The sequence below is a fragment of the Dactylosporangium aurantiacum genome (genome assembly GCF_000716715.1).
GTDB lineage: Bacteria > Actinomycetota > Actinomycetes > Mycobacteriales > Micromonosporaceae > Dactylosporangium > Dactylosporangium aurantiacum.
Genome location: NZ_JNYJ01000009.1, coordinates 190,845 through 216,209, shown reverse-complemented (window position 1 = coordinate 216,209; position 25,365 = coordinate 190,845). Strand labels below are relative to the sequence as shown.

Below are 25,365 nucleotides of genomic sequence, written 5' to 3'. Positions count from 1 at the left end.
GGTGGGGCTCTCGATCCTGGTGTTGCTGCTGATCGGTGCGGCGGTGCTGGCCGTGGTGCTCTCCCACGCGGATGCCGGGGTCGTCGGCGTTGTCGTGTCGGTCGCGACCGCGTTGGTCACGCCGCTGATCACCGCCATCGCGGTCCAGCTGTGGCGGCGCCGGTCCTGGGCGGAGCTGGATCTGGCGGCGGCGCTCGCCGTGGCTGGGGACGACCTCGCCGAGGCGGTGCGCCGGCAGTGGGAGCCGGCGGTGCTCGAGCGGCGCCTGCGCGGCCCGATCCCGGTGCGCTGGGCCTGGTCGACCCGGCCGGTGACGGGCCGGGTCGACGAGGCGGTCGGCCCGGGCGACGGGTTGGGCATCGACCGGCTCGAACCGTTGCCCGGCACCGCGCGGCTCACCGCGGAGGCGGTACAGGCCGGTGGGCTGCCGGAGCTGTTCGCCGTCTACGCCGGTCTGAGCTCCGGGCGGACGGTCGTGCTCGGCGATCCCGGCTCCGGCAAGTCGGCGGCGGCGATCCTCATCCTGCTCGAAGCCCTCCAGCACCGCCGGCGCCTCGACGCCGGCACCCGCCAGCAGGTGCCGGTGCCGGTCCTGCTCACGCTGCACACCTGGAATCCGCACCGCGATTCGCTGCGCGACTGGCTGGCCCGGCGGATCAGCGGTGACTTCCGGTTCCTGCGCGACGCCAAGTACGGCCCCGACGTCGCGGCGCGGTTGATCCGTGACAACCGCATCGCGCTGTTCCTCGACGGGTTCGACGAGATGGTGCCGCAGTACCGGGCGGCCGCACTGGAGGCGCTCGACGATCAGGTCGACCTGCGGCTGATGCTGTTCAGCCGGAGCGAGCAGTACAGCGAGGCGGTCCGCGGTCGGCACCTGCGCGGTGCGGCGGCGCTGGAGCTGCGCCCCGTGCCGGCCGTCGAGGCCGCCCGCTACCTCGCGCGCTGGCAGGTCGCGGACCCACCGCCGCCCTGGCGCCGGCTCATCGAGCAGCTCGAGACGACCCCGGACGGGCCGCTGGCCAGGGCGCTGGCGTCGCCGCTGACCGTCACGCTCGTCCGGGACACCTTTCCGGAGCCGGCCGAGCTCGATGAGCTGCTCGTGCCCGGCCGGTTCAGCACGCCGGCCGAGGTCGAGGACCACCTGCTCGACCGGGTGCTGCCGGCCGCCTACCGGCAGCGTCCGGGGCAGCCACCGGCGCGGTACGACCTCTCCTACGCCCGTCGTTGGCTCGCTCACCTGGCCACCGAGATGGCTCGCCGCGACGTCAAGGAGCTCGCGTGGTGGCGGATGCACCAATGGGCACCGGCATGGCCACGGGTCGTCGTCACGACGCTCCTGGGCGGCGCCGGGGCGGCGGTGACGGCGGCCGTGATCGCCTGGCTCACCGAGGACTTCGGGGAACGCGACACGATCGACCCGGGTCCGGCCGCGGTGGTCGGCCTCCTGCTCGGCGCGGCGATCGGCCTGGCACAGGAGCGCCGGGAGTCCCCGGTCAGCGGGTTGACCGGGTTCCGTGGCTCGCGGTTCAGCCCCGCCATGGGCCTGGTGTCCGCGCTCGCCGCGGGGATCGCCACCGTGCTGACCGTCGGTCCGATGCTCGGGCCGTCCGGGCTCGCCGTCGGCGTGGTCGCGGCGGTCGCCGCGGGGACCATGACGGGCTTCATGGCGCGGACCGGGACGCAGCGCGGCACCGAGGCCCTGCCGCCCCAGGCCGGCATCACCGGCACGCTGGGAGCGGGACTCACCCGGGGGCTGCCCGCGGGGTTCGCCACCGGCGTGCCGGTCGGGCTCGCCACCGGCGTGCCCGCCGGCCTGGTGTTCGGGACCTCCGCGGGACTGACCACCGGCCTGGTCATCGGGCTGACGTTCGTGCTGGCCTTCGGGCTGGTGGACGGGTTCGCCACCGTGGCCACGAGGGTCGCCGCGCCGCTCGACCCGGCCTCCGGATGGCGGCAGGACCGCCGCCGCAGCCTCGCCGTCGGTGGCGTCTTCGGCGCCACCGTGGGCCTGGCCGCCGGGATCACGGACGCGATGGCCATGATCAGACACGACCCGTTCGTCGTCGCCGCCGTCGTCGGGCTCGTCACCGCCGTGGCGGTCGGCGGGGCGCTGGCCGTCGCGGCCGCCCTGGCGGTGTCCACGACGTGGCGCACGGCGGTGTTCTTCCTGCAACTGCGTGCCCGCGGCAACGGCCCCGTCCAGGGCATGGCGTTCCTCGCCGACGCCCACCGCCGCGGCGTGCTGCGCGTGGTCGGTTCGGCGTACCAGTTCCGCCACGCCCGGCTCCAGGACCGCCTGGCCCGCGACGCGCCCGGCGCGGGACCGAACCCGTAGAGGGTCGCGCGAAGCGCGGGGACGGATCGCGCCGGGCAACGGAAGACCCGATCCGGGACGCCGCCCCGGACCGGCGCCGGTTCAGCCGGCCGGCGGTGCGAGCGGGCGCAGGGCGCGGCGGCGCACGGCGGTGCCGCGGTCCCAGACCAGCTCGTCGAAGCCCGCGGCGGCCGGGTCGTGCCCCTCGGCCCGCAGCTCCCGCCGGGCCGCCCGGGCCGCCGACACCCGGTGCCGGTAGTCGTCGAAGACCTGCACCTCGCCGTCGGGCCGCTCCAGCTCGACGAAGTCCATGCCGCGGTGGGCGTACCGGCCGAGGTTGTACACGCCGGGTGCGTGGTCGCGCAGCTCCGGCGGCGCCGCGACGAACGCCAGCAGCCCGCCGATCCGGTCGATCCGCGTCCGGGGCGCCCTGACCGGGACGACCGGCGGCGGCCGCACCCCGCGCGGCCGCTCCTGCCACGGCACCCGCCGCTGCGCCGCGACCGGGTCCAGGCCGTGCGTCTGCCAGCGCACCGTGCCGTCGGGGGCGCCGCGCAGCGGCAGCTGCCGCCGCAGCGCCCGGGCCGCGGTGGTGCTCAGCGCGGTGAGCTGCGCCGGCACGAGCGCGATCGGGTCACCCGGCCGCCCGTCGAACGGGTTCGGATCGATGTGGGGCCGGTCGATGAGGACCAGGGTGCCGGGCCGGCGCTGGTACGCCAGCCCCCACAGCAACCGGCCGAGCAGCCGCGCGGCCCGCCAGTCGCCCAGGATGTGCCACGTGCCGTGGTAGAAGTTGGTGCTGAACCGGCAGTCCGTGTCCGGCCGCAGCGTGATGACGGTGAGGTCCCGCCCGTCGCACCGCACCCGCCTGCGGTGCAGCTTCATCCGGTCCCCGACGTGCCCGGCCCCCGCCGGCCGCTGACGACGATGCACCCGCCCACCTCCAGCACCCAGTGCAGCACCGCCCTCGCGGACCGACAACGCATTTCCGGCGCCGGTGCCGCTCCGGTCGCGGACGCGTCAGGGTCGCCGACGGCGGCGGCACGGCAGCAGCCGGGGCGTGCGGCGCGGGTGTGCCGAGCGCCGGGGTCGCCGAGCGCAGCAGCAGGCCCAGCAGGATCGCGCCGAGCAGCGTGGCCGTCAGCAGTGCCCGGGTGCCGCGGTCGCGGCCCGCCCGCCGGCCGCCGGCCAGGTCGCGGGCCAGCAGGCCGACCTCGACGGCGGCCCAGCAGTACAGCGGCACCAGCACGATGCCCGGCAGCGCGGTGCGCATGCGCCCGACGATAGGCGCCCGGCGGCTACTCCGCGGGGGCGAGGCCGCGCAGCATGGGCAGGTTCTTGCTGATGATGCCGGACGCGCCGACGGACCGGGCGCGGGCCAGTGCCGCCTCGGTGTCCACCGACCAGACCATGACCAGGTCGGTGTGCTCGTGCAGCTCGGCGACGACGTCCGCGGTGAGCAGGTCCAGGCGGATGGACAGGCCGTGCACCGGCTGGCGGCGGACCAGCTGCCGCACCTGGTCGAGCTGCCGGCGGCTGCCCGCCGAGTAGACCCGCCGGATGTGCGGCAGGCCGTCGAACGCGGCGAACATCGACCAGTCGCGGGTGCACACGGTCACCGGCACGTCCGGCGCCGTCTCCCGCAGCACCGCCGCGGTCAGCGGCGCGACGGCCCGGAACGGGCCCTTGAGGTCCAGCATGAGCCGCGAGTCGCCGGCGGCGGTGGTGAGCACGTCGGCGAGCAGCGGCACCGGGATGTCGCGCCGCCGGTTGAGGTCGCGCCACGGCTCCCACAGCAGCTGCCGGCCGATCGCCCTGGCGTGGCGCATCTCCAGGGTGCCGCGGTGCAACCGGACGTCGGCCTCGACGAGGTCGACCCCGGCGTCCAGGGCGGCCCGCAGGTCGGCCAGTGCGTTGCCCGCGCGGTGCGCGACCAGGGTCAGCCGCCGAGGAATCACCCGGCCAGACTAGCGTGCCGCGTCCCCTGATCCGTCCCGCGGTCGCCGCCGGGTCGGGCACGAACCGGATCCGTAACCGGGTTACGCCCCAACGGCGTCTGCGTGTGGTGCACGCGGTCGATGCGGCACGGCGCCACCGGCGCGCTCGAGGGTTGTCGAGCAGCGCCGTCAGCAGCCGCTCCGGGTCGTCCAGCAACTGTTGGAGGCTGCCCGCGCGGTCCGCCGCCGGCAGTGCCGGCTCGGCCGGCACCGCGATCGCCGCCTGGTCCGTGGCCCGGCCGGTGAACAGCCGCGACATGCGCTGCACGAACTCGGGCCGGTCCTGCAGGCCGGCCGGCGGCCCCGAGACGCCAGGGAAGGCGTCCGTGGCCGGCCGCGCCCCCTCGGCCCAGGCGCGCAGCGGCGGCCACCAGGCCGGGGCGAACGCGAACAGCGGGTGCCCGCGACGCCGTACGGGCCGCCGGGATGTGGCCAGGGTTGCGGGTCAGCGCGAGACCCGCCGCGCAGCGCCCGGCAGTCCTGGGCGTCGACGCAGCCGTGGACCGGGTCGCTCAGCGTGCGGGCGAGCCCGGCCACGTTGTCGTGCCGGCGCCGATGAGCACGACCGCCGACGGACATTCACGACGGTCGTCGGCGGGTAGACTGCCGATGCCGACGGGGGAGGCAACGAATGGGCACCGACGAGCGGATCCAGCGCGCCAGGGCGGCCTACGCGCAGGCGGTGTACGGCGGCGACATCGACGCCCTGAGCGACGCCCGGCGCGGGCTGGACGCGCTGGAGGCGGACACGGCGATGGCGCGGGGGATGCTGCTGCACGCGCGGTTCCAGCGCGCCGCCGCCGAGGCCGGTGCGCCGCCGGCCGAGGAGCCCGACGAGCTGCCCCTGTTCGAGCGCGCACTCGCCCTGTACCGAGCGCTGGGCGACCCGCGCGGCGAGGCGGAGGCGCTGTTCTGGATCGGCTGCCTGCACCAGTTCGTGCGGCGGGACGACGCGACCGCGGTGCCGTTGCTCGAGCGGTCGTGCGAGCTGGCGGCCCGGACCGGTGACCTGCCGACCCGGGCCGAGGCGCTGCGGCACCTGGGCATCGCGGCACACACGGCCGGCCGGCTGGACGAGGCGCGCGAGCGGCTGGAGGAGTCGACCCGGCTGCGCCGGGAGATCGGGCTCCTGCCCGGGGTGGCGTCCAACATGATCGGACTGGCGTACATCGCCGCCGCGCAGGACCGCCGGGCGGACGCCCTGGCCATCCTCGACGAGGCGCACGCCATCGCCGGCGGGCACGGCGCGCACGCCATCGTGCACCACGTCGAGCGGGCCAGGGCGCAGATCTGAGCGGTGGGTCCACCCGCCGCGCGTGTGCTAATGTCGGCTCGCGTTCGAACATATGTACGAACAACTTCGGCTGGTGTAGATCGTTGAAGCCGGGGAAGGGTGGTGCCGATGCCTCGCAAAGCGCTCCGCGATCTGGTCCGCACGCTGCTGCAACGCCGTCTGGCAGGCGCCGCCCGCGTGGACGGCTTCGCGGTGCGGCTCGACTGGCCGGGTTACGGGCCGGTGCTGGTCTGCCACGATCTCACCCAGTTCACCCGGAGCCTGGAGCGCGCCAGGCGGCAGGCGGTCAAGGCCGAGCGTTACTGGTCGCGGGGTCCGCTGCCCCCGCTCGCCGTCACCGTCGTGCCGATCGACCACGCGACGTTCAGCACCCACCCGCGCGAGTGCCCCTCGACGGCCTGCCCCACGACCGCCGCGCTGCTCGGCACGGACGCGGCCGGCCGCAACCTGACCCGGAGCCCGTGACCGCCGCGCGGTCCGTCAGGCCGCGCGCAACGCGTCCTCGACGCCGGTCTCGTGCTGGCCGAGGTAGACCGGGTCGCGGCCGGACACGACGTCGTAGAGCGCCTTGACGCAGGCGCCGTACTCGCGGCGGGCGTTGCTGCGCCAGACCGTCGTGTATCGGCTGACGGTGGCGTCGCCGACGCCGGCCGCGTCCAGGCCGATGCGGCGGCACAGCATGACGGCCCGCGGCAGGTGGAAGGTCTGCGTCACGACGGTCACCCGGGTGACGCCGAAGACGCGTTTCGCGCGGGCGCACGAGTCGTAGGTGTCGAAGCCGGCGTAGTCGCGCACGATCTTCCGGTCGGGCACGCCGTGGGCCATCAACCAGGCCCGCATCGCGGTCGGCTCGTCGTACTCGTGCCGCATGTTGTCGCCGGAGACCAGCAGCACCTTCACCTTGCCCGCCTCGAGCAGGCGCCGGGCCAGGTCCAGCCGGGCCTCGAGGAACGGCGACGGGGTGCCGTCGGCGTACACCTGCGCGCCGAGGACCAGCGCGACCGGCGCCTCGGGCACCGTCCGCTCGGTGAACAGGTGACCGTCGGCGCCGGAGCGGACCCACGTCACGCTGCCGGCCACCAGCAGCACCACGCCGAGGACGGCGGCGACCGCGAGCAGTGCCGTGCGCCGCACCCACCGCCGCCGCCACCACCGGGGCCGGCCAGGCTTCGCCGGTGCGGCCCCGCCCCGCTCGTCCGATGCGGCTGCCTCGTCCGGTGCGGGCTTCTCGTCCGCCATGCCGCCAGCCTGGCACGGGCCGTCAACCCGGCACGGCGCGACGGACGGCAGGACCGCGGGCGCCGCCCTGCCGTCGTCGAGGATCACGCGTTCCGGGTGTCCTGCCAGACCGAGACGCGCCGCACGATGATGGCGCCGAGGACCGCGGCGACGACGCCGGCGACACCGGTGACCACGGCCAGGAACGCCGGGGTGTAGACGGTCGACTCACCGCCGGCGTACTCGGTGGTCTCCGTGTAGCCGATGAAGGTGACCAGCAGCGCCACCCACCAGAGGCTGACGATCTGCACGGAGGACCACGCCTTCTCCGGGTAGCTGCGCGTGTACACCTCCTTGACCACCTGGCCGGGGACGAACAGGTTCGCCACCGGGATGAACCACCCGATGATCACCCAGATCTTGCGCCATTCCAGGGGGTTGTTGCGGCGGCGGAAGTTGTCGTGGGCCAGGTACAGCCAGGTGACGAACGCGAGCAGGGCCAGGACCCGGCCGGCGGTGACGGCCAGCAGGCCGGCCTCACCGTCGATCGGCCAGCCGAAGCTGAACTCGGCCCGTTGCGCGACGACGTCACCGGCGACGTCACCAGGGCCCTGAAGGTTCCGCACGACAAAGAACGCATGGGCCAGTCCGGCGACCGCGAGGGCGCCGATGGCCACCCAACCGATCGTCTGCAGCCTCTGGGGGGCGGCTACGCGAGTATCGCTCATGCTTCGGGGAGCCTAGGTCCGTGCCGCGGACGCTCCACGTCATGGTCAACTTTCAGACTGCGACGTATCACGTGCAACCACCGCCGCCTCTCCGCCGTCCCCGACCACCGGAGCCGGGACGGTCATGAAGTGGTGGCTCAGCCGGCGGTACGGGCCGCTGCGCAGGGCGATCAGGCTGGCGGCCAGCCCGACGAGGCCGGTGACGACGAACACGAGCGCGAGCCCGCGGTCCGCGCCGGTGCCGAACCAGCCGCCGATCGTGCGGGCGCCGGCGCCGTCGGTCATCAGCGGGATGCACACGAACTGGGCGATCGGCGCGATCAGGAACGCGGTCAGCGGCGACGCGGCCTGCTCGACGCTCTGCGCGAAGCCGAACACGCGGCCCTGCCGCTCGTACGGCACCACCTTCTGCAGGATGGTCTGCTCCGCGGCCTCCGCGTACGGCACCAGCAGCATGTAGACGAGCATGCCGGCGCCGAGCAGGACGATCGAGGAGCGCGCCGGGAACAGCACGGTGACGGTCCACAGCACCACATTGACCAGCAGCAGCAGCCGCACCGGGTTGCTGCCGAGCCCGGTCCGCGCGACGCACAGACCGCCGACGATGAGCCCGGCGCTCAGCGCGCCCCACAGCAGCCCCCACGTCTGCACGTCCACCAGCGACAGCCCGTACGCGTCCATCAGCGCCATGTAGACGCCGCCGAGGAAGTTGTTGAACGTGGAGAACAGGATGAGCGCGGTCAGGCCGGGCACCTCACCCACGACCCGGATCGTGCCGCGCAGGTCGACGGTGCGCCGCTGCGGTACACCTTCCGCGTCGGCAGCCGGGGCGGCGGCCGGGACCGCCCGGACGGACGACAGGTGCACCACGGCGGCCGCCAGCACCGCGAGGGCCAGGACGAGCACCCAGAACATGCCGCCGAGCGCCACGAGGATGCCGCTGATCACCGACGTGACCAGGAACGACACCCCGGAGGTGGTGCCGACCAGCCCGTTGGCCTTGTCCCGGCTGCCCTCCTCGATCAGGGCGGTCACCATGGTCGGCAGGGCGATCGTGCGGATGTTGCCGACGATGACGCCGAACATGAGCAGCACGATCAGCGCCCACAGCGGCACGCTCGCCGGGTCCGTGAACTCCTCCCGCGGCGCCGTCTGGTACACCCCGAACGCGGCCGCGTACAGCAGGAACGACGCGACCGCCGACACCTGCATCATCGTGGTCTTCGAGTGGTGGTCGACGAGGCTGCCGAACCAGATGCCGGTGACGGCGGTCAGCACCAGGAAGATGCCGGACACCACCCCGGTCGCGAACACCGACCTGGTCTCCAGGTACACGTAGAACGTGATCGCGAACCACACCGTGTAGTTGACGACCGACACCAGCAGCGTGTTGATCAGCAGCTGGTGGAATGTCCCGCGGTCCCCCCGGATGACGGCCATGCAGGTGATCGTAGGACCTCAACCGCGCTGGAGGTCCAGTTCACGACCCCCCGCCTCGGTGCCTGAGCAGGCGCCGACCGCCGGGCCGGCCGAGCATTCCTCGGCCGGCCCCGCCGTTGCTCGGCCGGCCCCGCCGTTGCCCGGCCGGTCCCGCTGGCCGCCGACCGCCGGCGCTCAGGTCCGCCATTTGCGCAGCAGCGCGCGCATCCGGCCGCGGATGCCGCGGTCCGGCTCGACGCGCGCCGCCGCGTCGAGCGCCGCGACGGCCGCGGCGGTCGGCGCGGGCCAGGCGTCCAGGGCCCGCACGGCCATGTTGCGGTTGCGGATCGTCGCGTTCGCCAAGGCCGCCTCGATCAGCGGCCAGCCCTTGCCGGGGTACTGGTCGAGGCGGCTGACGACGATGTCCAGCACGTGCTCGGGCCGGCCGCCGCCGAGCCCGACGTCGAGGGTGGGCCCGGTGGCGAGGTCGGCCAGCGGCAGGATCTCGGCCGCGAAGGCGAGCATCCCGTCGACGTCGGCGGTGCCGTCCACGAGGCTGAACCAGAGGGCGCTGTCGTACGGGTCGCGGCGCAGGTGCACGCGCAGCAGTTCGTCGAGCGGTACCCGCAGCTCCTCGGCGGCCCAGATCGCCCGGCGGAAGCGATCGGGGTCGTCGCTGTGCAACGCCCGGTGGACGTGGTCGCGCCAGTCCGTCCTGGCGGTCAGGGCGTCGCAGACGGCGCCGAGCCTGGCCCGTTCCGCCGCGGACCAGGCCATCGCGTCCGCCCGCGGCCCGGACCCCGGCCGGACGGTGTCCCCGGCGACGAACCGCCGCAGCGTGCCGACGACCCCGATCCGGCCCAGGTCAGGCGGGTGGTTGCCAGCGTGGACGAGGTACCGGTCGATGACGTACGGGCCGTCGTCGTAGTGGGTGATGTCCGCCGACGGACCGCCGGCGCACAGCGCGAGCAGGATGCCACCGGCACCGGCCAGCAGCGCCTCGTCGACCGTGTCGGGGGCAAGCGCGGCGCGCAGGTCGCCGGTGGTGGCCGCGAGGTGCGCGAGGTACTCGTCCATCACCGTGTTGCGGTACCCGCCGCGCAGCAGCCAGTCCCGGATCTCGGCGTCGGTGGTGCCGCGCAGGTGGTGCACGGCGTGGATGCGGCCCCAGCCCTCGACGCGCCGCGCCAGCTCGTACACGGCCCGGTCCGGGTCGGGCCCGTTGCGGTGCAGTGCTCCGGCCGCCACCAGGGTCAGCTCTTCGAGGGTGCCGAGCAGCAGCAACAGCTCGCGGTCGCGCCGGTCGCCGCAGATGCCGAGCAGGACGATGCCGGTGGCGACCTCCTGCCGCCGGGTGCCGTGCGCGGCGAGGCGGACGGCGACCGCGCGCAGCCGGTCGGTGGGCAGCTCCCGGCCCTGCAGCTGGTGCACCAGGGCGTCGGCGGGGTGTCGGGGCTGCGCGGTGGCGGCGTCGCGCAGCCGCCGGAACTCCTGCGCCGACGGCGGGACCCGCAGGGCGTGCTCCAGGAGGTCGGGCAGGGCGGTCGGGGCGGGCCCGGCGCCGGGGAGCATGTGCTGGGTGCGGATGCCGTCCATCACCGTGTCGGAGATCAGCGGCGCGGGGCCCGGCCGCCGGTCGGGCAGCGGGTCGCCGCCGTCGGGCCACGGGCCCGGTCCGTGCAGGGCCGCGAGTGCGCGCGCGTGGGCGAGGATGGTGGGCCGGTCGTCGTCAGGCGGTGGCAGCTGCCACCCGTGCGGGCTCATCGAGCCGGGCGGAGGCCGCCCTTCCGGTTGATCATCATGCGGTCATGATGCCGGATCCTCGACCGGCCCGCAATCGGGCGGTGTCAGCAGGGTCGGCCGTAGTCGTACGGGAGGGCCTGCAGGCGTTCGACGGGGATGTCGCCGAGGATGACGTACTTCTCGGCGCCGTCGGGGACGATGTCGTCGGGGTCCATGAGGGCGAAGTACGGGTCGACGCCGCCGTTGGCCGCCATGTACGGGCGCGGGTCCTCGGCGTAGGTGACGAGGGCGCCGGCCTTGTCGGTCAGGATGAGGCCGTACTCCTGCATGGCGCGGGCGATCGTGCGGGCGGCGGGGCTGCGCACGGTGCTGACGTCGAACGCCGGGTCGAGGCGGAAGCGCTGGCCCTCGCAGGGGATGTCGGCGCCCTCGGTGTTGCCGTCGTCGCGGGTCGCGGGCCACGAGGCGCAGTCCTTACGGGTGCGCACGGTGGCGATGTTGACGGCGTGGTCGATGCGGCCGCGGCGCAGCTCGTCGATGCGGATGGTGAACGCGCCCATCGGCAGGCCGGTCGCGGTCGCGCCGAGCGGGTTGGCGAAGATGCCGGGGTTGCGCGAGTAGTGCTCGATCTTGCCGCCCCAGCACGCCGACCAGTGGCCGGTGGCGTCCTGCTCGGCGCGCCAGAAGTCCCAGTACGTGTCCGTCGACGGCTGGTAGATGGTGACGGCGGCGTCGGTGCCCTTCGACACGATGAGGTCGGCGGGCGTCGGCACCGCGGCGAGGCTGTCGGCGATGACCGGGGCGAGGTGCGGCAGGTTCAGGCAGTCGGAGAACGTCCACCGCTGCGTCGGGGTGTCCCGGCCGACGGTGAAGATCGGCGTGGAGTACTCGTCGGTGTTCACCGCCCACGAGCCGTAGTTGTTCACCTTGTCGAGGCGGATGTTCTCCACGACGGCGGCCGAGTTGGCCGCGAGCGGCACGTGCCGGGGCAGCTTCGTGTTCCACGGGCCGTGTTTGGCGAACCCGTTGGTCGGCCGCGCGCCGGGCCCGGCGGCCTGAGCCGGTGCCGCGATGAGAACCGCCGCCGGCACGAGGGCCAGCATCACCAGTACCCGAGAGAACATGGACCGCAGCGTAGAGTGACATGCTTGGATGTCAGCGCCGCCGGGGCTCCGGCACGGGCCCACCTGGCGCGCCGGCTGAAACTTCCACCCCGAGCCGGTCGCGGAGCCACCGGAGGGCGCCGAGGCCGAGGTGCAGCTTGGCGTCGGTGATCGCCTCGAGTCCACGGTACGGCGGCGCCAGTCCCCCGGCGAGCAGGAACCCGGCGTGCGCGGCGAGGACGGCGGTGACGGCCCGGCCCCGCGGCGCGAACTGTTCGGGTTCGATGCGGCCGGCGCTGTTGCCGTTCTCGGCGGCGGCGCTGGACAGGATCGTGACGAGGTCGATGAGCGGTGAGCCGCGGCGGGCGTGCGGCCAGTCCACGAACACGACCCGGTCCGCGGTCAGCAGGATGTTGTGCGGGTACAGGTCGCCGTGCACGAGCGTGTCACCGCGGGCGGCGGCGAGACCGTCGCGTTCGAGCGCGACGAGCCGCGGCAGGTCCCGGGCCGCCCACGGCGCGTGCCGCCGCAGCGCCGCCACCCGCGCGGGGTCGGCGGCGAGCCCGGCCCACCCGCCGAGCCGCGGATGCCGCGCGGGCAGCCCGGCCGGCGCCGGGACGCGGGCGAGCCCCGCGGCCGCGTCGAGCACCCGGCGCAGGTCGTGCGACGTCCACGGCCGGCCGGGCGACGCGCCGTCGACGTCCTCGAAGGCGAGCGCACACCAGTGGCCGTCGTCGTACACGCCGAGCAGTCGCGGCGCGGGCACCGCCCCGGGCAGCGCGGCGGCGACCTCCGCCTCGGTCCGGTAGGCGCCGACCTCGTGCGGCCAGGCGTCGGCGTCGACGGCCTTGACGAAGCGGCGGCGGCCGTCGGCGAGGGTGAGCCGCGCGGCGAACCCGGGCGAGAACCCGTCGGGGCAGCCGTCGGCCCGCACGACCGGCCCGCCCGCGAGGGCCTCGACGGCGGCGCGGATCCGTGCCGGCAGGGTGGCCCACGCGGGCCGGCGGCGGCTGGACATGTCCGTGCTCCTCTCGTGACATCCGTGCGGATCGCACGTAATATCTGTGCGATGCGCACGGATATGACGGAAGGCGGCGGGCCGGCCCTGTTCCGGCTGGTCCGGTTCTGGTCGCGGCGGTGGGCGGCCGGCATCACCCAGGACGAGGGTGGCGACGTCGCGCACATCCTGGTCCTCGAGGCCGTCGACGCGGCCCGCGGCGACGGCCGGCCGGCACAGATCGGGGCCGTCGCGGTGGAGCTGGGCCTGGACCGGTCCAACGCCAGCCGCATGATCGCCGCCACGGTCGCCGCCGGCCTGGCGACGAAGACGGTGTCGGCGCAGGACGCGCGGCGCACCGAGCTTGACCTTACCCCGGCCGGCGAGGACCGTCTCGCCGCGGCGCGGGCGTGGCAGGAGGAGACGTTCGCCCGCATGGTCGCCGACTGGCCGGCGCGCGACGCCCGCCGGTTCGCCGGCTACCTGATGCGGCTGGCCGCCGCCAACACCCCCAACGGAGACCCCTCATGACGATCGTGCTCAACCACACCATCGTGCCGGTCGGCGACCGGATGCGCGGCGCGCGGCTGCTGGCCGGGCTGCTCGGCGTCGAGGCCGGCGAGCCCGTCGGTCCCTTCGCGCCGGTACGCGTGAACGCCGACCTCACCCTCGACTTCGACGACCGGTTCGGCGCGCGCCCCGGCCACTACGCGTTCCTCGTCGACGACGCGGTGTTCGACGCCGCGCTGGCGTTCGCCGAACGGTCCGGCCTGGCCTGGGGTTCGGCGCCGCGACAGGTCGACCGGCAGGTCAACCACCTCGGCGGCGGGCGCGGCGTCTACGTCCTCGACCCGGACGGCATCGCGTACGAGCTGTTCACCGCCGTGCCGTGACAGCGTCCTCCGCCGGCGCCCCGGCACGCACACCGCGGAAGTACGCGCTGGACGCCGGCACCGCGAGCAGCACCGCGGCGCCCACGACCCCGAGGACCGCCAGGCCCGCCAGCGAGACGGTGACCGGGACGTACCAGCCGGGCGTGAGCTCCGCGATGCTGCTCGTGACCTCGCTCGACGAGCCGCCGGGGCTGAGCCACCGCGGCAGGCTCACCGAACTGCCGCCGAACACCCCCGGCGCCAGGCAGCCCACCCCGACCGGCGTGAGGACCCACACCACGACCCGCACCCAGTTGCGCGGCCTGCCGAGCAGCAGGGCCGGCACCGCGTACGCCACCAGGACCAGCGTGCAGGCGAGCACCCCGCCGACCACCGCCCCGCCCGCCTCGTCCGCGCCGCGCACCCCACCGAACGAGGCGATGTACGCCCGGCGCAGCTCATCCAGCACCACCAACCCGAGCAGCGCGCTGAGCAACGGCAGCACCGCCACGAGCGCGAGCAGCGCACGAGCGGCGGTGACCGGTGCGGGTCTGGGCGTCACGATGTCCTCCTGGAAGTCGGGGGCCACGAGCATCGTCGGCCCCGACCGCATCGCGCCGCATCACGTCGCATTGCCGACACGAGCCGTCCGCCTTGCCGGCCGCACATCGTGAACCGGATGGACCTGGTCTACCCGCGCCGCCACTCCCCCGTCCGCACCGCCGTCCCCCGCTCACACGGCCGCGCCTTCCACACCGTCCTTCCCCGCTCGCGCCGCCCGGCCGCCCTCCCCGCTCGCGCCGCCCGGCCGCCCTCCCCCGTCCGCACCGCCCTTCCCCGCTCACGCGGCCGCGCCTTCCACGCCGCCCTCCGCCGCCCTCCGCCACCCTCCGCCACCCTCCGCCGTCCGCACCGCCCTCCCCCGCTCACGCGGCCGCGCCTTCCACGCCGCACTTCCCCGCTCGCGCCGCCCGGCCGCCCACACCCGTCCGCACCGCCCGCGCCTTCACGCCGCCCGCGCCTTCCACACCGTCCTCGCCGCACTCCCCCGTCCGCGCCGTCCACGCCGCCCACGCCGGCCGGCCGTGGACGGTGGACCGGGCGGCCCTCATCTCCACCTGCCCGCGCCGCCCTCCTCCTGCCGCACGCTTCAGCCGACGGTGACGAGCCCGGTCTCGTACGCCACGATCACCAGCTGCGCCCGGTCCCGCACCTCCAGCTTGGCCAGCAGCCGGCTGACGTGTGTCTTGACGGTGGCGAGGCTCAGGTTCAGCTGCTCAGCTATCTCCACATTGGACTGTCCGCGCGCGATCAGCGTCAGCACCTCCCGCTCCCGGCCGGTGATCCCGTCGAGCCGCCGATGCAGCGGCGCCGCCGCCACCGGCCGCCGCGCGAACTCCCCGATCAGCCGCCGCGTCACCGACGGCGCCAGCAACCCGTCCCCGGCGGCGACGACCCGGATCGCCGCCAGCAGCTCCCCCGGCGGCGTGTCCTTGAGCAGGAACCCGCTCGCCCCGGCCCGCAGCGCGCCGTAGACATACTCGTCGAGGTCGAACGTGGTCAGGATCAGCACCCGCGTCGCGGCCGTCGCGGGGTCCGCGCAGATGCGCCGGGTGGCCTCGATCCCGTCCAGCAGCGGCATCCGTACATCCATCAGCACCACATCCGGCGCGTGCTGCTTCGCCAGCGCGACCGCCTCGACACCGTTGCCGGCCTCCGCGACCGTGGTGCAGTCCTCGGTCATGTCGACCAGCACCCGGAAGCTGCCCCGCAACAACGCCTGATCGTCGGCGATGAGCACCCTGATCACCCGACCACCTCCACCGGCGGACACCACGACACCCGGATCACGCGACCATGCCTCCCGGCACACCCGACAGCACGAGGGTCACCGCGACCCGCGCACCGGCGCATCACGCGGACACCTCCACCGGCGCGTACGGCAGACGGGCCGACACCGCGAACCCTCCGCCCTCGCGCGGACCGGCGCTGAACTCACCGTCGTGCGAGGCGACACGTTCGCGCATCCCGATCAGCCCGTGACCGGAGCCCTGGACTCGGACGGGCCGGCGGCCGTCGTCGGTGACGTCGACCCGCACGTCTGCGGGCCCGATGTCGACGGTGACCCGGCACATGGCCGGCGCGGCGTGCTTCACCACGTTGGTCAGTGCCTCCTGCACGATGCGGTACGCGGCCAGCCCCACCGACTCGGGCACCGCCTCCGGCGGCCCCGGCCCGGTCACTTCCAGCCGCACCTGCACGTCGCCGTAGGACGCCTGCCCGGCGAGGGCCTCCAGGTCGGCGAGGCCCGGCGCCGGAGCGTACGGCGTGTCGTCGCGCAGCATGCCCAGCGCCCGGCGCATCTCCAGCAGCGCGCCGCGGCCCGTCGCCTCGATCACCCGTAACGCCTCTCTCGCCTCCCGCGGGTTGGCCTCGGCGACATGGTTGCCGACGGCCGCCTTGACCACGATTAGGCTCATCGTGTGGGCGACGATGTCGTGCAGCTCCCGGGCGATGCGCAGCCGCTCCTCCGCGACGGCCTGCCGGGTCGCCTGCTCGCTCTGCCGCGCGGCGAGGGCGCGGCGCTCCCGCACCGTCCACCCGATCAGCCAGCCTGGGGTGGTCATCACCATGCCGTACAGCACGGCGCCGGACGCGGACCAGAGATCGCCGCCGGTCATCGCGAGCGCGGCGACGACGGCGGCGAGGCAGGTGGCCGCGGTGGGCAGGGACCGCCGCAGCGGGGTGGCGACCGCCAGGGTGTAGAAGGTCAGGGCGAGCGACACCGACGGGCCGGCCGCCGCGTAGTTGGGGATGACGCCGGTCGCGAGCGCGACCGTCGTGGCGAGGCTGACCGTGACCGCGGCGCCGACCGGGAACCGGCGCCGCGCCGCGACCGGCAGCCCGATGACGGCACCGGTCAGCACCGACAGCCACGTCGGCTCGGTCACGCCGCCGTCCAGCGGCGACTCCTGCGCCGCGTAGGCGCACAGGGCGACGCCGAACACGAGCGCGAGGACCGCGTCGACCAGGTACAGGTCGAGCGGTCGGAGGCGTCGGGTCAGCAGGAGCGCGTTCACGCCGTCGAACTTAGCCGCAGGTCGGGTCGGGGCGCGTCATTCGTAAGTCGGCCAAGTGGGGTCATCCTCGAGTAGGACGAATCGGGTTCGGGGCGCTGCGTGTACACCTCAAGGAGGACGAAACCGCGCGACCTGAGTCTGACGCGGGCGGCCCCCACCAGGCGGCAGTGTCTGTGCCCATGACGACACCGACGGTGCTTCTCGACGACGTACGGGCCGTGTATGGCGCCGGCCCGCGGCAGGTGACCGCGCTCGCGGGCGTGACGGTGAGGTTCGACCGCGGCACGTTCACGGCGGTGATGGGGCCTTCGGGGTCCGGCAAGTCGACGCTGCTGCACTGCGCGGCGGGCCTGGACCGGCCCGCCGCCGGCACGGTCACGGTCGACGGCACCCGCCTCGACAACCTGGACGAGGACGCGCTGACCCGCCTGCGCCGCGACCGCATCGGCTTCGTGTTCCAGGCGTTCAACCTGGTCTCGACGCTGACCGCCGCGCAGAACGTGGCGCTGCCGCTGCGGCTGGCCGGGCGGCGGCCGTCCGACGACGACGTGGCGGCGGCGCTGGCCGCGGTCGGCCTGGCGGACCGGGCCGCGCACCGGCCGAGCGAGCTGTCCGGCGGCGAGCAGCAGCGGATCGCGCTGGCCAGGGCGCTGATCAGCCGGCCGGCGGTCGTGTTCGCCGACGAGCCGACCGGCGCGCTGGACAGTGCCACGTCCCGGCAGGTGCTGTCGTTACTGCGGGCGCTGGTCGACGAGCACGGGCAGACGGTGGTGATGGTGACCCACGACCCGGTCGCGGCGGCGTGGGCGGACCGGGTCGTGATCCTCGCCGACGGCCGGATCGTCGAGGAGCTCGGCGGCGGGGCGCCGGTGACGGCTGAGCTGGTTGCCGCCCGCACCGCCGCTGTCGAGGCCCGCGTCGTCGGTACGACGGCAGCCGCGGGCTCGTCGTGCTGAGGGCCCGCCCCGGCGAGCGGGGTGCACTGGTGCGCACGGTGCGACGGTTCGGGGGCGCGTTCGTCGCCGTCGCGGTCGGCATCGCGCTGCTCACGGCGGCCACGCTGCTGTTCGCGTCGGGGCGGGCGCTCGTGCCCGACCGGCTGGCCGACGCCGCCGTCATCGTCCGCAGCCCGGCGGCGACGTCACCGGCGGATCCGTTCACGCCACCGGTGCCGTGGTCGTCGCGGGCCACGGCGGACCTCGCCGCCCGCATCGGCGCGGTGCCCGGGGTGGCGGCGGCCGTGCCCGACCGCACGTTCTACGTCCAGGCGGTCGTCGACGGCCGCCCGTTCCCGGCCGGCGGCGACCGGCAGGACGCCCGCGAGGGGCACGGCTGGTCCAGCGCCCGCCTCGGCGGGCTGCGCCTGGCGGCGGGAGCCGCACCGCACGGTCCCGGCGAGGTCGTCGTCGACCGGGCGCTGGGCCTGTCGCCGGGCGATCCGGTCACGTTGCTGACCGGTGCGGGGCCGGCGTCGTACACGGTGAGCGGCATCGTCGACAGGCCCGGCTTCCACGTCGCGGACGAGGTCGCCGAGGCGCTCGCACCGGGCGTCGACACCATCGGCGTGCTGCTGACCGATGGCGCGGACCCTGCCGCTGTCGCCGCCGCAGTCGAAGCGGTCACCGGCAGCGGCGGCCGGGTCCTGACCGGCGACGCGCGGTCCGCGCTGGAGCCACGCGACGACGCCCGCACCCGCTGGATCGGCATGCAGGTGCTGACCGCGGTGGCGGCGCTGTCCGGGTTCGTGACGGTGTTCGTGGTGGCGTCGACGTTCGCGTTCGCGGTGGCGCAGCGGCGGCGGGAGTTCGGGCTGCTGCGCGCCGTCGGTGCCACGCCGCGTCAGATCCGGCGGATGGTGCAGGGCGAGGCGCTGGCGGTCGGCGCCGCCGGCTCGGTCGTGGGTCTGCTCGCCGGCGCGGCGTGCGCGCCGCCGCTGGGCTGGGCGCTGGTCGACGCCGGGTTCGAGCCGGCGACGTTCAGGATGCGGTTCGTGCTGTGGCCGGTCGTCGCGGCGCTCGCCGCCGGGCCGCTCGTCGCGCTGGTCGGCGCCTGGTCGGCGGCGCGCCGCGCGGCCCGGGTGCGTCCCGTTGAGGCGTTGCGGGAGGCGGCGGTCGAGCAGCGGCCGATGGGCCGGGTCCGCTGGATCACCGGCCTGGTGCTGGTCGCCACCGGGGCCGCCCTGGGCGTCGGGACGGCGACGTCGGGCAGTGCCCAGGACTCGGCGTCGTTCGCGTTGTACAGCGCCATGGCCCTCGTCACCGGCGTCACGGCGCTCGCGCCGGTGGTCGTGCGCCCGCTGGTCTGGCTGCTGCGTTCGCCGTTGCCGTCCCGGGGCGGCGCGATCGGCATGCTGGTGCGCGGCAGTGCGCTGACCGCGGCCCGGCGCACCGCGTCGACGGCGGCGCCGGTGCTGTTGACGGTGGCGTTCGCGGTGCTGGTGTCCGGTATGGTCCGCACGTCGACGGGCGCGTACGCGGCGGGGAGGTCCGCGCGGGTCGACGCCGGTTGGGTCGTCGCGCCGGACCGGGCGCCCGGCCTGTCGGACGCGGCGACAGCGGCGCTGCCGGGTGCGGCGATCCTGCCGACGACGGTGTTCGCCGCGACCAACGCCGCGCTGGTCGGAGGCGCCAGCCCGGCCGGGGGTGCCAATCCGGCCGGGGGTGCCAGCCCGGCCGGGGGTGCCAGCCCGGCCGGGGGTGCCAGCCCGGCCGGGGGTGCCAGCCCGGCCGGGGGTGCCGGTCCAGCGGGGGGTGCCGGGGTTGGCCATAGTGCGGGGGCGGGTTCGGCGCCGCGGGCGTGGGTCGGGCTCGGCGTGGAGGTGGACGCCTTCGTCGCGGTGAACCGGCGTCTCGAGGTGCGCAGCGGCGCGGTGACCGACCTGCGCGGCGACGACACCGTGGTGCTGACCGAGTCGACGGCCGCCGCAGCCCAGGCGTCGGCGACCGCGACCGCCGGGCCGTCGGCGGGCGAGGCGGCAGCGGGCGGGGCGGCGACTTCAGGTGGACGGCCGGCGGGGTTCCCGACGGTGTTCCCTGTGGTGTTCGCCGACGGGACGGTGGCGGCGCTGCGGGTCGTCGCCGTCGTCGCCGACACCTCCGTCCCCGGTGATCTGGTGCTGCCCAGGGGCGTGGTGCGCAGGCACGACCCGTCGGCGTTGACGTCGGCGGTGTTCGTGCGGGAGCGCGTCGACGTGCCGGCCGGGGCAGGCGCGCGGGTCGTTGACGTCGCCACGTGGGCGGCCGAGCAGGACAGCGCCGAGGACCGGCTGGTGTGGCTGTTCACGGTGCTACTGATCGCGGTGTCTGCCGGGTACGGTGCCATCGCCGTCGCCAACACCCTGTTGATGGCGGCCGCGGGACGGGTGGTGGACCTGCGGGCGGTGCGGCTGGCCGGGGCGACGCGGCGGCAGGTGCTGCGGCTGGTCACCGCGGAGTCGGCGCTGGTCGTGCTGATCGGTGCGGTCCTCGGTGGGGTGGTCGCCCTGGCGGCGCTGGTCAGTATCCGGGCCGGGCTCAGCGAGCAGGTGGGGGCGCCGGTCGACCTGGTCGTGCCGTGGTCGGTCGTGGCCGGGGTGGTCGGGCTGTGCCTGTTGCTCGCGGTCGCGGCGAGCGCGGTGCCGACGGCGCGGTTCCTGCGGACCGCTCCGGCTCACGATCCAGGCTGACGTCCGCGCCGCCCGGCGACCAGGCAGGCGACGTCCGCGCCGCCCGGCGACCAGGCAGGCGACGTCCGCGCCGCCCGGCGACCAGGCAGGCCGACGTCCGCGCCGGCCGGCGACCAGGCAGGCCGACGTCCGCGCCGGCCGGCGACCAGGCAGGCCGACGTCCGCGCCGGCCGGCGACCAGGCGGGCCGACGTCCGCGCCGCCCGGAGATCAGGTCCGATGCCCGGTCGATCCGCGGCTGTCGAGCGGCCGGATCAGGGCCCACACCGGCGCAGGGTCAGCGGAGGAACTGGTCGGCGAGGTCGTCCAGGTCGCGGATCGGTACGTCGCCGGTCAGGCCGCGCAGCGCGGCGACCCGCATGCCGGCGGCCCGGCCGGCGTCGATGCCGGGTTGGGCGTCCTCGACGACGAGGCAGTCCTTCGGGTCTACGCCGAGGAGGGCGGCGCCGGTCAGGTACGGGGCGGGGTCGGGTTTGCCGCGTGGGGTGTCCTCGACGGTGACGAGGTTGCGGGCGGTGAGGCCGGCCGCGTGCAGGCGGACCGTGGCGAGGCGGCGGTCGGCGCTGGTGACGACGGCCCAGGGCAGGCCGAGCTCGTCCAGGGTGCGCAGCAGGCGCGCGGCGCCGGGGAGGGCGGTGACGTCGGTGAGGTCGTCGTACTGCAGGTCGAGATTGCGCTGGGCGGCGGCGGCCACACCGGCGTCGTCGAGGTCCGGCAGGACGGTGCGGATGGTCCTGGCGGCCGGGCTGCCGTGCAGGACCGGGGCGAGGACCTCGACGGCGACGTCGTGCTCGGCGGCCCACCGGTGCCAGGCGCGCTCCACGGCGGCGTCGGAGTCGACGAGGGTGCCGTCCATGTCGAGCAGCACCGCCTTCACAGCAAGCATGTCGGTCCCTCCAGTTAAACTCGTTCAACGAGCATAACCGAGCCTACTGTGGTGAGGCAGCGATGGATCATCGCGCGGAGACGTTGCGGGCGCAGGGAGCGCTTGCCGTGCTGCGCTGCGCGCACCGGTTCCCGGGGATCACGCGGGCCGAGGCGGCGGGGCGGCTCGGGCTCAGCAGCGGCTCCGCGGCCGACATCATGGGCCGGTTGCGGGAGGCCGGGCTGCTCGCGGAGACGGCCGCGCCGCAGACGCGTGGGCGTGGGCGGCCGACGTCGGCGCTGGTCGCGCACCCGGAGGGGCCGCTCGTCGCGGTCGTGGACATCAGCCACGCGACCTGGACGGTGACGACGGCGGCGATCGGTGGGGCGCTGGCACCCGCGCCGGTCCACCGGCACCTGGGGTTGCCCGCGGAGGCGGTGCTTCCGGCGGTACGCGATGCGCTGCGGGACCTGCACGGACCGCGGTTGCGGGCGGTCGGGGTGGCGATCCCCGGCACGGTGCACGGGCACACCGTGGTGGAGGCGACCAACCTGCGCTGGCGCGGCGTCGACCTGCGCGACCTGACGGACCTGCCGCTGGCGGTGGGCAACGACGCGTCCCTGGCCGGGGTGGCCGAGGCGTTGCGGGGGGCGGCCCGCGACGCGAGCGTGGCGCTGCACCTGACGGTCGAGGTGGGTGTCGGCGGGGTCGTCATCGTCGACGGACGGCCGGTGCTCGGCGCGGCGGGGGCCGGCGGCGAGTTCGGTCACCTGCCGTTCGGCGACCGGGAGCGGCAGTGCCCGTGCGGGGCGTGGGGCTGCTGGGACCTGGAGGTCGACGGGCGGGCGATGGCCCGGCACGCGGGGCGGGAGGCGCCGGAGGACCCGCGGGCGTACGCGGAACGTACCCTCGCCGCCGCACGCGGTGGGGACCCTGCCGCGGCACGGGTCTGCCGGGTGACCGCGGCGGCGCTCGGGCGTGGGATCGGGGCGCTGCTCAACGCGGTCGACCCGGCCGTGGTCACCCTCGGCGGGCTGGGCGCGGACCTGCTGGACGTGGCCGGCCCGGCCCTGCGTGACGGCGTGCGACGCGGTGCGATGGCGTGGCGCCGCGACGAGCTGCCCCCGGTCCTGCCGGCGGCGCTCGGCTCGACCGGCCCGGCGATCGGCGCCGCGGAGAGCGCGATGGCGCTCGTGCTCACCGAGCAACTGCTCACCCCGCCGGCTACCCGCCGCCGCTGACAAACAGCGCGCTCACGCGCCGAACACCACGAGCCCACCATCCATCGGCGGCACCCGAGACCCCTCGGGGTCGGCTCAGGGAAAGCCCTGACTCCCCATCGAGCACCCACGTGCTAGCGTTTCACGTGTAAGAAAGTTCTTACACGTGAAGGAGCATCATGACGGCGAGTCCGCCCACCGGCGACGACCTGGTCGAGATGCTGGCGGCACTGTCCAACCCGCTGCGACTGCGCATCGTTGCGAAGCTTGCCGGCGGCCGTGACTACGTGAGCCGACTCGCGCGGGAAATCGGCGTGAGCCGGCCCCTGCTGCACATGCACCTCCAACGCTTGGAGGCCGCCGGCCTGATCGTCGGCAGCCTGGAGCTCTCCGAGGACGGCAAGGCGATGAAGTACTACGAGGTCGCGGACTTCGACCTGCACCTGACCGCCGCCACGCTGGCCGCGGCGGCCGAAACCCTGTCCGACCCGGACCCGGGTCCTCGAAGCAAGGAGCGATCCTGATGTATCTGAGCGCGGAAGAGATCACCTGGCCGGAGCTCACCGCCTTCCTCGGCCTGCTGGTTGCCGTGCTGTTCCTGATCGGCATCACCGTCGCCAGCTGGTTGGAGTACCGCAAGCTGAAGGTCTCCGGGCAGCAGCAGGAGGACCTGCGGCAACTGGTGCGCCGGTACGAGCAGCTGGCGGAGAACTCGATGGACGCCCAGCAGCGCATCGCCACCGACGTCGCGGACCTGCGCACCCGTACCGCGGCGATCGAGACGATCCTCAGGACCGTCGAATGAGGCGGGCGGTCGCGGTCCTCGGACTGTGGCTCGTCGCCGGGTTCCTGCTGCTACCCCTGGCCGGGAAGATCGGTGACGTCACGTCGAGCGATCCGGCGCTGGTGCTGCCGCAGGACGCGGAGGCGACCCGGGCGCTGCTGCGGGCCAGGGAGGCGTTCCCGGGCGTGGACACGCCGACGGCGGTCGTCGTGTACGTCCGCGACGGGGGGCTCACCGACGCCGACCGCTCGGCGGTGGACGCCGACCGGACGGTGTTCGAGCGGCTCGCCACGGGTCACGTGGTCGGGCCGGCCACGGCGAGCCGGGACGGGCAGGCGCTGCTGCTGTCGTTCCCGGTGGCGGACAAGGCCGTCGTGAAGCAGGTCAAGGCCGCCCTGTCCGACTCGCCCGCCGGGCTGCGCGCCGAGGTCACCGGGTCGGCGGGTGCCCTGTCCGACCTCGACGACGCCGGCCAGGGCGCCGACGCCACGCTGTTCATCGCCGCCGCGGGGATCGTCGCGGTGCTGCTGCTGCTCACGTACCGCAGCCCGGTGCTGTGGGTGGTGCCGCTGCTCGCGGCGGTGGTGGCGAGCCAGCTGTCCTCCGCGCTGGTCTATTTGATGGGCCGGCACCTGGACCTGACGGTGACCTCGGACCTGACCACGATGATGACGGTGCTGGTCTTCGGCGCCGGCACCGACTATGCGCTGCTGCTCATCGCCCGGTACCGCGAAGAGCTGCACCTGCACCCGGACCGCACGACGGCGATGTCGGTCGCGGTGCGCCGCTCGTTCCCGGCGATCCTCGCCTCCGCCGCCACGGTCAGCGTCGGGGTGCTGTGCCTGCTGGCCGCGCGGATGAACGACATGCGCAGCTTCGCACCGATCGCCGCGACCGGCATCATCGTGTCGTTCGCGGTGATGACGACGCTGCTGCCGGCGATGCTGGTGCTGCTGGGCCGCTGGCTGTTCTGGCCGTTCGTGCCGCGCTTCGGCGCCGCGCCGGTGGTGCGCCGCACGTTCTGGCACCGCGCCGCGGACCTGGTCGGGCGGCGCCCGCGGATGCTGTGGACGGTCACCGCCCTGGTCCTGGTCGCGCTCGGGCTCGGCGTGTCCGGCCTGCGCCTCGGGCAGAGCACGTCGCAGATGTACACCACCGAGGTCGGCTCGGTCGCCGGTCAGCACCTCATCGACCGGCACTACGCGGGCGGCGTGTCGTCACCGGCGCTGATCGTCGCCACCTCGTCCACAGTGGACGGCGTGGTGGCGGCGGCGAAGGGCACCGGCGGGGTGGCCGACGCGACGGCGACGGGCCGGTCCGCGGACGGGCGCTGGGTGAGCGTCGCGGCGACCCTCACCGACCCGCCGGACTCCCCCGCGGCGAAGGCCACCATCGACCGGCTGCGGGCGGCGGTACACGCGGTGCCGGGTGCCGACGCGCTGGTCGGCGGTGAGACCGCGGTCGCCGTCGACGTCGGGCGGGCCTCGGAGCGCGACAACCTGGTGGTGGTGCCGCTGATCCTCGCCGTGGTCCTCGTCGTGCTGGTCCTGCTGCTGCGCGCCCTGGTCGCGCCGCTGCTGCTGGCCGCGAGCGTGGCGGTGTCCTACGTGGCCGCGATGGGCCTGTGCGGGCTGGTCTTCCAGGCGCTGGGGCACCCGAACATCGTGCACGGCATGCCGCTGTACGCCTGGCTGTTCCTCACCACGCTCGGCGTGGACTACACCATCTTCCTCATGACCAGGGCACGCGAGGAGGTGGCGACCCGCGGCAACCGCGACGGGATGCTCACCGCCCTCGTCGCCACCGGCGGCGTCATCACCAGCGCCGGGCTGGTGCTGGCCGGGACGTTCGGGGTGCTGGTGCTGCTGCCGTTCGTCGCGGCGGTGCAGATGGGTCTGATCGTCGCGCTCGGCGTGCTGCTCGACACGTTCGTGGTCCGCACGCTGCTGGTGCCGGCCCTGGCGATCGACGTGGGTCCGCGGCTGTGGTGGCCGAGCCGGCACGCCCACCAGCCCGCCGCACCACCACCCGCGAGGGTGACCGCCGGCCTGCCCGGCTGACGGAC

Annotated in this window: 23 protein-coding genes; 11 read left to right on the top strand and 12 right to left on the bottom strand. The window is 75.0% G+C overall.

The window, feature by feature from the left end:
- Position 1 precedes the first annotated feature (1 nt).
- Positions 2-2,338 (top strand): NACHT domain-containing protein, encoded by a 2,337-nt coding sequence (locus OP18_RS51165; protein ID WP_043787490.1) that lies wholly within the window; start codon positions 2-4, stop codon positions 2,336-2,338.
- A gap of 81 nt (positions 2,339-2,419) precedes the next feature.
- Here the strand turns inward: OP18_RS51165 and OP18_RS13360 are convergent, their stop codons facing one another.
- On the bottom strand, positions 2,420-3,250 hold the full coding sequence (locus OP18_RS13360; protein WP_156089496.1) for a hypothetical protein: 831 nt from the start codon (positions 3,248-3,250) through the stop codon (positions 2,420-2,422).
- 365 nt (positions 3,251-3,615) lie between these two features.
- A complete protein-coding gene (locus OP18_RS13355; protein WP_245635364.1) occupies positions 3,616-4,275 on the bottom strand; it encodes a glycerophosphodiester phosphodiesterase in 660 nt (219 codons plus the stop codon).
- Between the two features lie 670 nt (positions 4,276-4,945).
- Here OP18_RS13355 and OP18_RS13350 point away from each other — a divergent pair.
- Both OP18_RS13350 and OP18_RS13345 read left to right on the top strand, forming a co-directional pair.
- Positions 4,946-5,608, top strand: coding sequence for a tetratricopeptide repeat protein (locus OP18_RS13350; RefSeq protein ID WP_033359131.1), 663 nt, complete (start codon positions 4,946-4,948; stop codon positions 5,606-5,608).
- A gap of 108 nt (positions 5,609-5,716) precedes the next feature.
- On the top strand, positions 5,717-6,073 hold the full coding sequence (locus tag OP18_RS13345) for a hypothetical protein (protein WP_156089495.1): 357 nt from the start codon (positions 5,717-5,719) through the stop codon (positions 6,071-6,073).
- Between the two features lie 15 nt (positions 6,074-6,088).
- Here the strand turns inward: OP18_RS13345 and OP18_RS13340 are convergent, their stop codons facing one another.
- The 6 genes from OP18_RS13340 to OP18_RS13315 all read right to left on the bottom strand — a co-directional run bounded on the left by OP18_RS13340 (position 6,089) and on the right by OP18_RS13315 (position 12,837).
- Entirely contained in the window at positions 6,089-6,847 is a 759-nt protein-coding gene (locus OP18_RS13340; protein ID WP_081970724.1) for a SanA/YdcF family protein, read from the bottom strand.
- Between the two features lie 83 nt (positions 6,848-6,930).
- Positions 6,931-7,452 (bottom strand): DUF4328 domain-containing protein, encoded by a 522-nt coding sequence (locus OP18_RS13335; RefSeq protein ID WP_162189789.1) that lies wholly within the window; start codon positions 7,450-7,452, stop codon positions 6,931-6,933.
- Positions 7,453-7,599: 147 nt separating this feature from the next.
- Entirely contained in the window at positions 7,600-8,994 is a 1,395-nt protein-coding gene (locus OP18_RS13330) for an MFS transporter (protein WP_052386657.1), read from the bottom strand.
- A gap of 174 nt (positions 8,995-9,168) precedes the next feature.
- Positions 9,169-10,737: a hypothetical protein gene (locus OP18_RS52410; protein WP_052386656.1), complete on the bottom strand. Its 1,569-nt coding sequence runs from the start codon at positions 10,735-10,737 to the stop codon at positions 9,169-9,171.
- A gap of 83 nt (positions 10,738-10,820) precedes the next feature.
- A complete protein-coding gene (locus OP18_RS13320) occupies positions 10,821-11,840 on the bottom strand; it encodes a hypothetical protein (RefSeq protein WP_156089494.1) in 1,020 nt (339 codons plus the stop codon).
- Positions 11,841-11,871: 31 nt separating this feature from the next.
- Positions 11,872-12,837: an aminoglycoside phosphotransferase family protein gene (locus OP18_RS13315; protein WP_052386654.1), complete on the bottom strand. Its 966-nt coding sequence runs from the start codon at positions 12,835-12,837 to the stop codon at positions 11,872-11,874.
- Positions 12,838-12,888: 51 nt separating this feature from the next.
- Here OP18_RS13315 and OP18_RS13310 point away from each other — a divergent pair, with 51 nt between their 5' ends.
- Both OP18_RS13310 and OP18_RS13305 read left to right on the top strand, forming a co-directional pair.
- On the top strand, positions 12,889-13,347 hold the full coding sequence (locus OP18_RS13310; RefSeq protein WP_211273525.1) for a MarR family winged helix-turn-helix transcriptional regulator: 459 nt from the start codon (positions 12,889-12,891) through the stop codon (positions 13,345-13,347).
- A complete protein-coding gene (locus OP18_RS13305) occupies positions 13,344-13,709 on the top strand; it encodes a VOC family protein (RefSeq protein WP_033359127.1) in 366 nt (121 codons plus the stop codon). Before OP18_RS13310 ends, OP18_RS13305 begins: the two co-directional genes overlap by 4 nt.
- On the opposite strand, the gene OP18_RS13300 is transcribed toward OP18_RS13305, so the two are convergent.
- From OP18_RS13300 to OP18_RS13285, 3 genes are all read right to left on the bottom strand, one after another.
- A complete protein-coding gene (locus tag OP18_RS13300) occupies positions 13,693-14,301 on the bottom strand; it encodes a hypothetical protein (RefSeq protein WP_033359126.1) in 609 nt (202 codons plus the stop codon). The two genes, OP18_RS13305 and OP18_RS13300, sit on opposite strands and share 17 nt — an antisense overlap.
- Positions 14,302-14,838: 537 nt before the next feature.
- A complete protein-coding gene (locus OP18_RS13290) occupies positions 14,839-15,498 on the bottom strand; it encodes a response regulator (RefSeq protein ID WP_033359124.1) in 660 nt (219 codons plus the stop codon).
- Positions 15,499-15,601: 103 nt separating this feature from the next.
- On the bottom strand, positions 15,602-16,768 hold the full coding sequence (locus OP18_RS13285) for a sensor histidine kinase (RefSeq protein ID WP_052386653.1): 1,167 nt from the start codon (positions 16,766-16,768) through the stop codon (positions 15,602-15,604).
- A gap of 179 nt (positions 16,769-16,947) precedes the next feature.
- Between OP18_RS13285 and OP18_RS13280 the strand changes: the two genes are divergently transcribed.
- Complete coding sequence (locus tag OP18_RS13280; RefSeq protein WP_052386652.1) at positions 16,948-17,724, top strand: ABC transporter ATP-binding protein; 777 nt, start codon at positions 16,948-16,950, stop codon at positions 17,722-17,724.
- Between the two features lie 38 nt (positions 17,725-17,762).
- Complete coding sequence (locus OP18_RS61815) at positions 17,763-20,432, top strand: ABC transporter permease (protein WP_279327151.1); 2,670 nt, start codon at positions 17,763-17,765, stop codon at positions 20,430-20,432.
- Positions 20,433-20,708: 276 nt separating this feature from the next.
- Here OP18_RS61815 and OP18_RS13270 read toward each other — a convergent pair whose 3' ends face one another.
- The gene (locus OP18_RS13270) at positions 20,709-21,317 is read right to left on the bottom strand and encodes an HAD-IA family hydrolase (protein WP_033359123.1); all 609 of its coding nucleotides are present in this window, start codon (positions 21,315-21,317) and stop codon (positions 20,709-20,711) included.
- A 62-nt stretch (positions 21,318-21,379) separates the two neighbouring features.
- Between OP18_RS13270 and OP18_RS13265 the strand changes: the two genes are divergently transcribed.
- The 4 genes from OP18_RS13265 (at position 21,380) to OP18_RS13250 (ending at position 25,360) form a co-directional block, all read left to right on the top strand.
- On the top strand, positions 21,380-22,537 hold the full coding sequence (locus tag OP18_RS13265; RefSeq protein ID WP_063745504.1) for an ROK family transcriptional regulator: 1,158 nt from the start codon (positions 21,380-21,382) through the stop codon (positions 22,535-22,537).
- A 158-nt stretch (positions 22,538-22,695) separates the two neighbouring features.
- Positions 22,696-23,040: an ArsR/SmtB family transcription factor gene (locus OP18_RS13260; RefSeq protein ID WP_033359122.1), complete on the top strand. Its 345-nt coding sequence runs from the start codon at positions 22,696-22,698 to the stop codon at positions 23,038-23,040.
- Entirely contained in the window at positions 23,040-23,321 is a 282-nt protein-coding gene (locus OP18_RS13255; RefSeq protein WP_033359121.1) for a hypothetical protein, read from the top strand. The genes OP18_RS13260 and OP18_RS13255 overlap by 1 nt, the downstream gene beginning before the upstream one ends.
- Positions 23,318-25,360 (top strand): MMPL family transporter, encoded by a 2,043-nt coding sequence (locus OP18_RS13250; protein WP_033359120.1) that lies wholly within the window; start codon positions 23,318-23,320, stop codon positions 25,358-25,360. The genes OP18_RS13255 and OP18_RS13250 overlap by 4 nt, the downstream gene beginning before the upstream one ends.
- Positions 25,361-25,365: the final 5 nt, after the last annotated feature.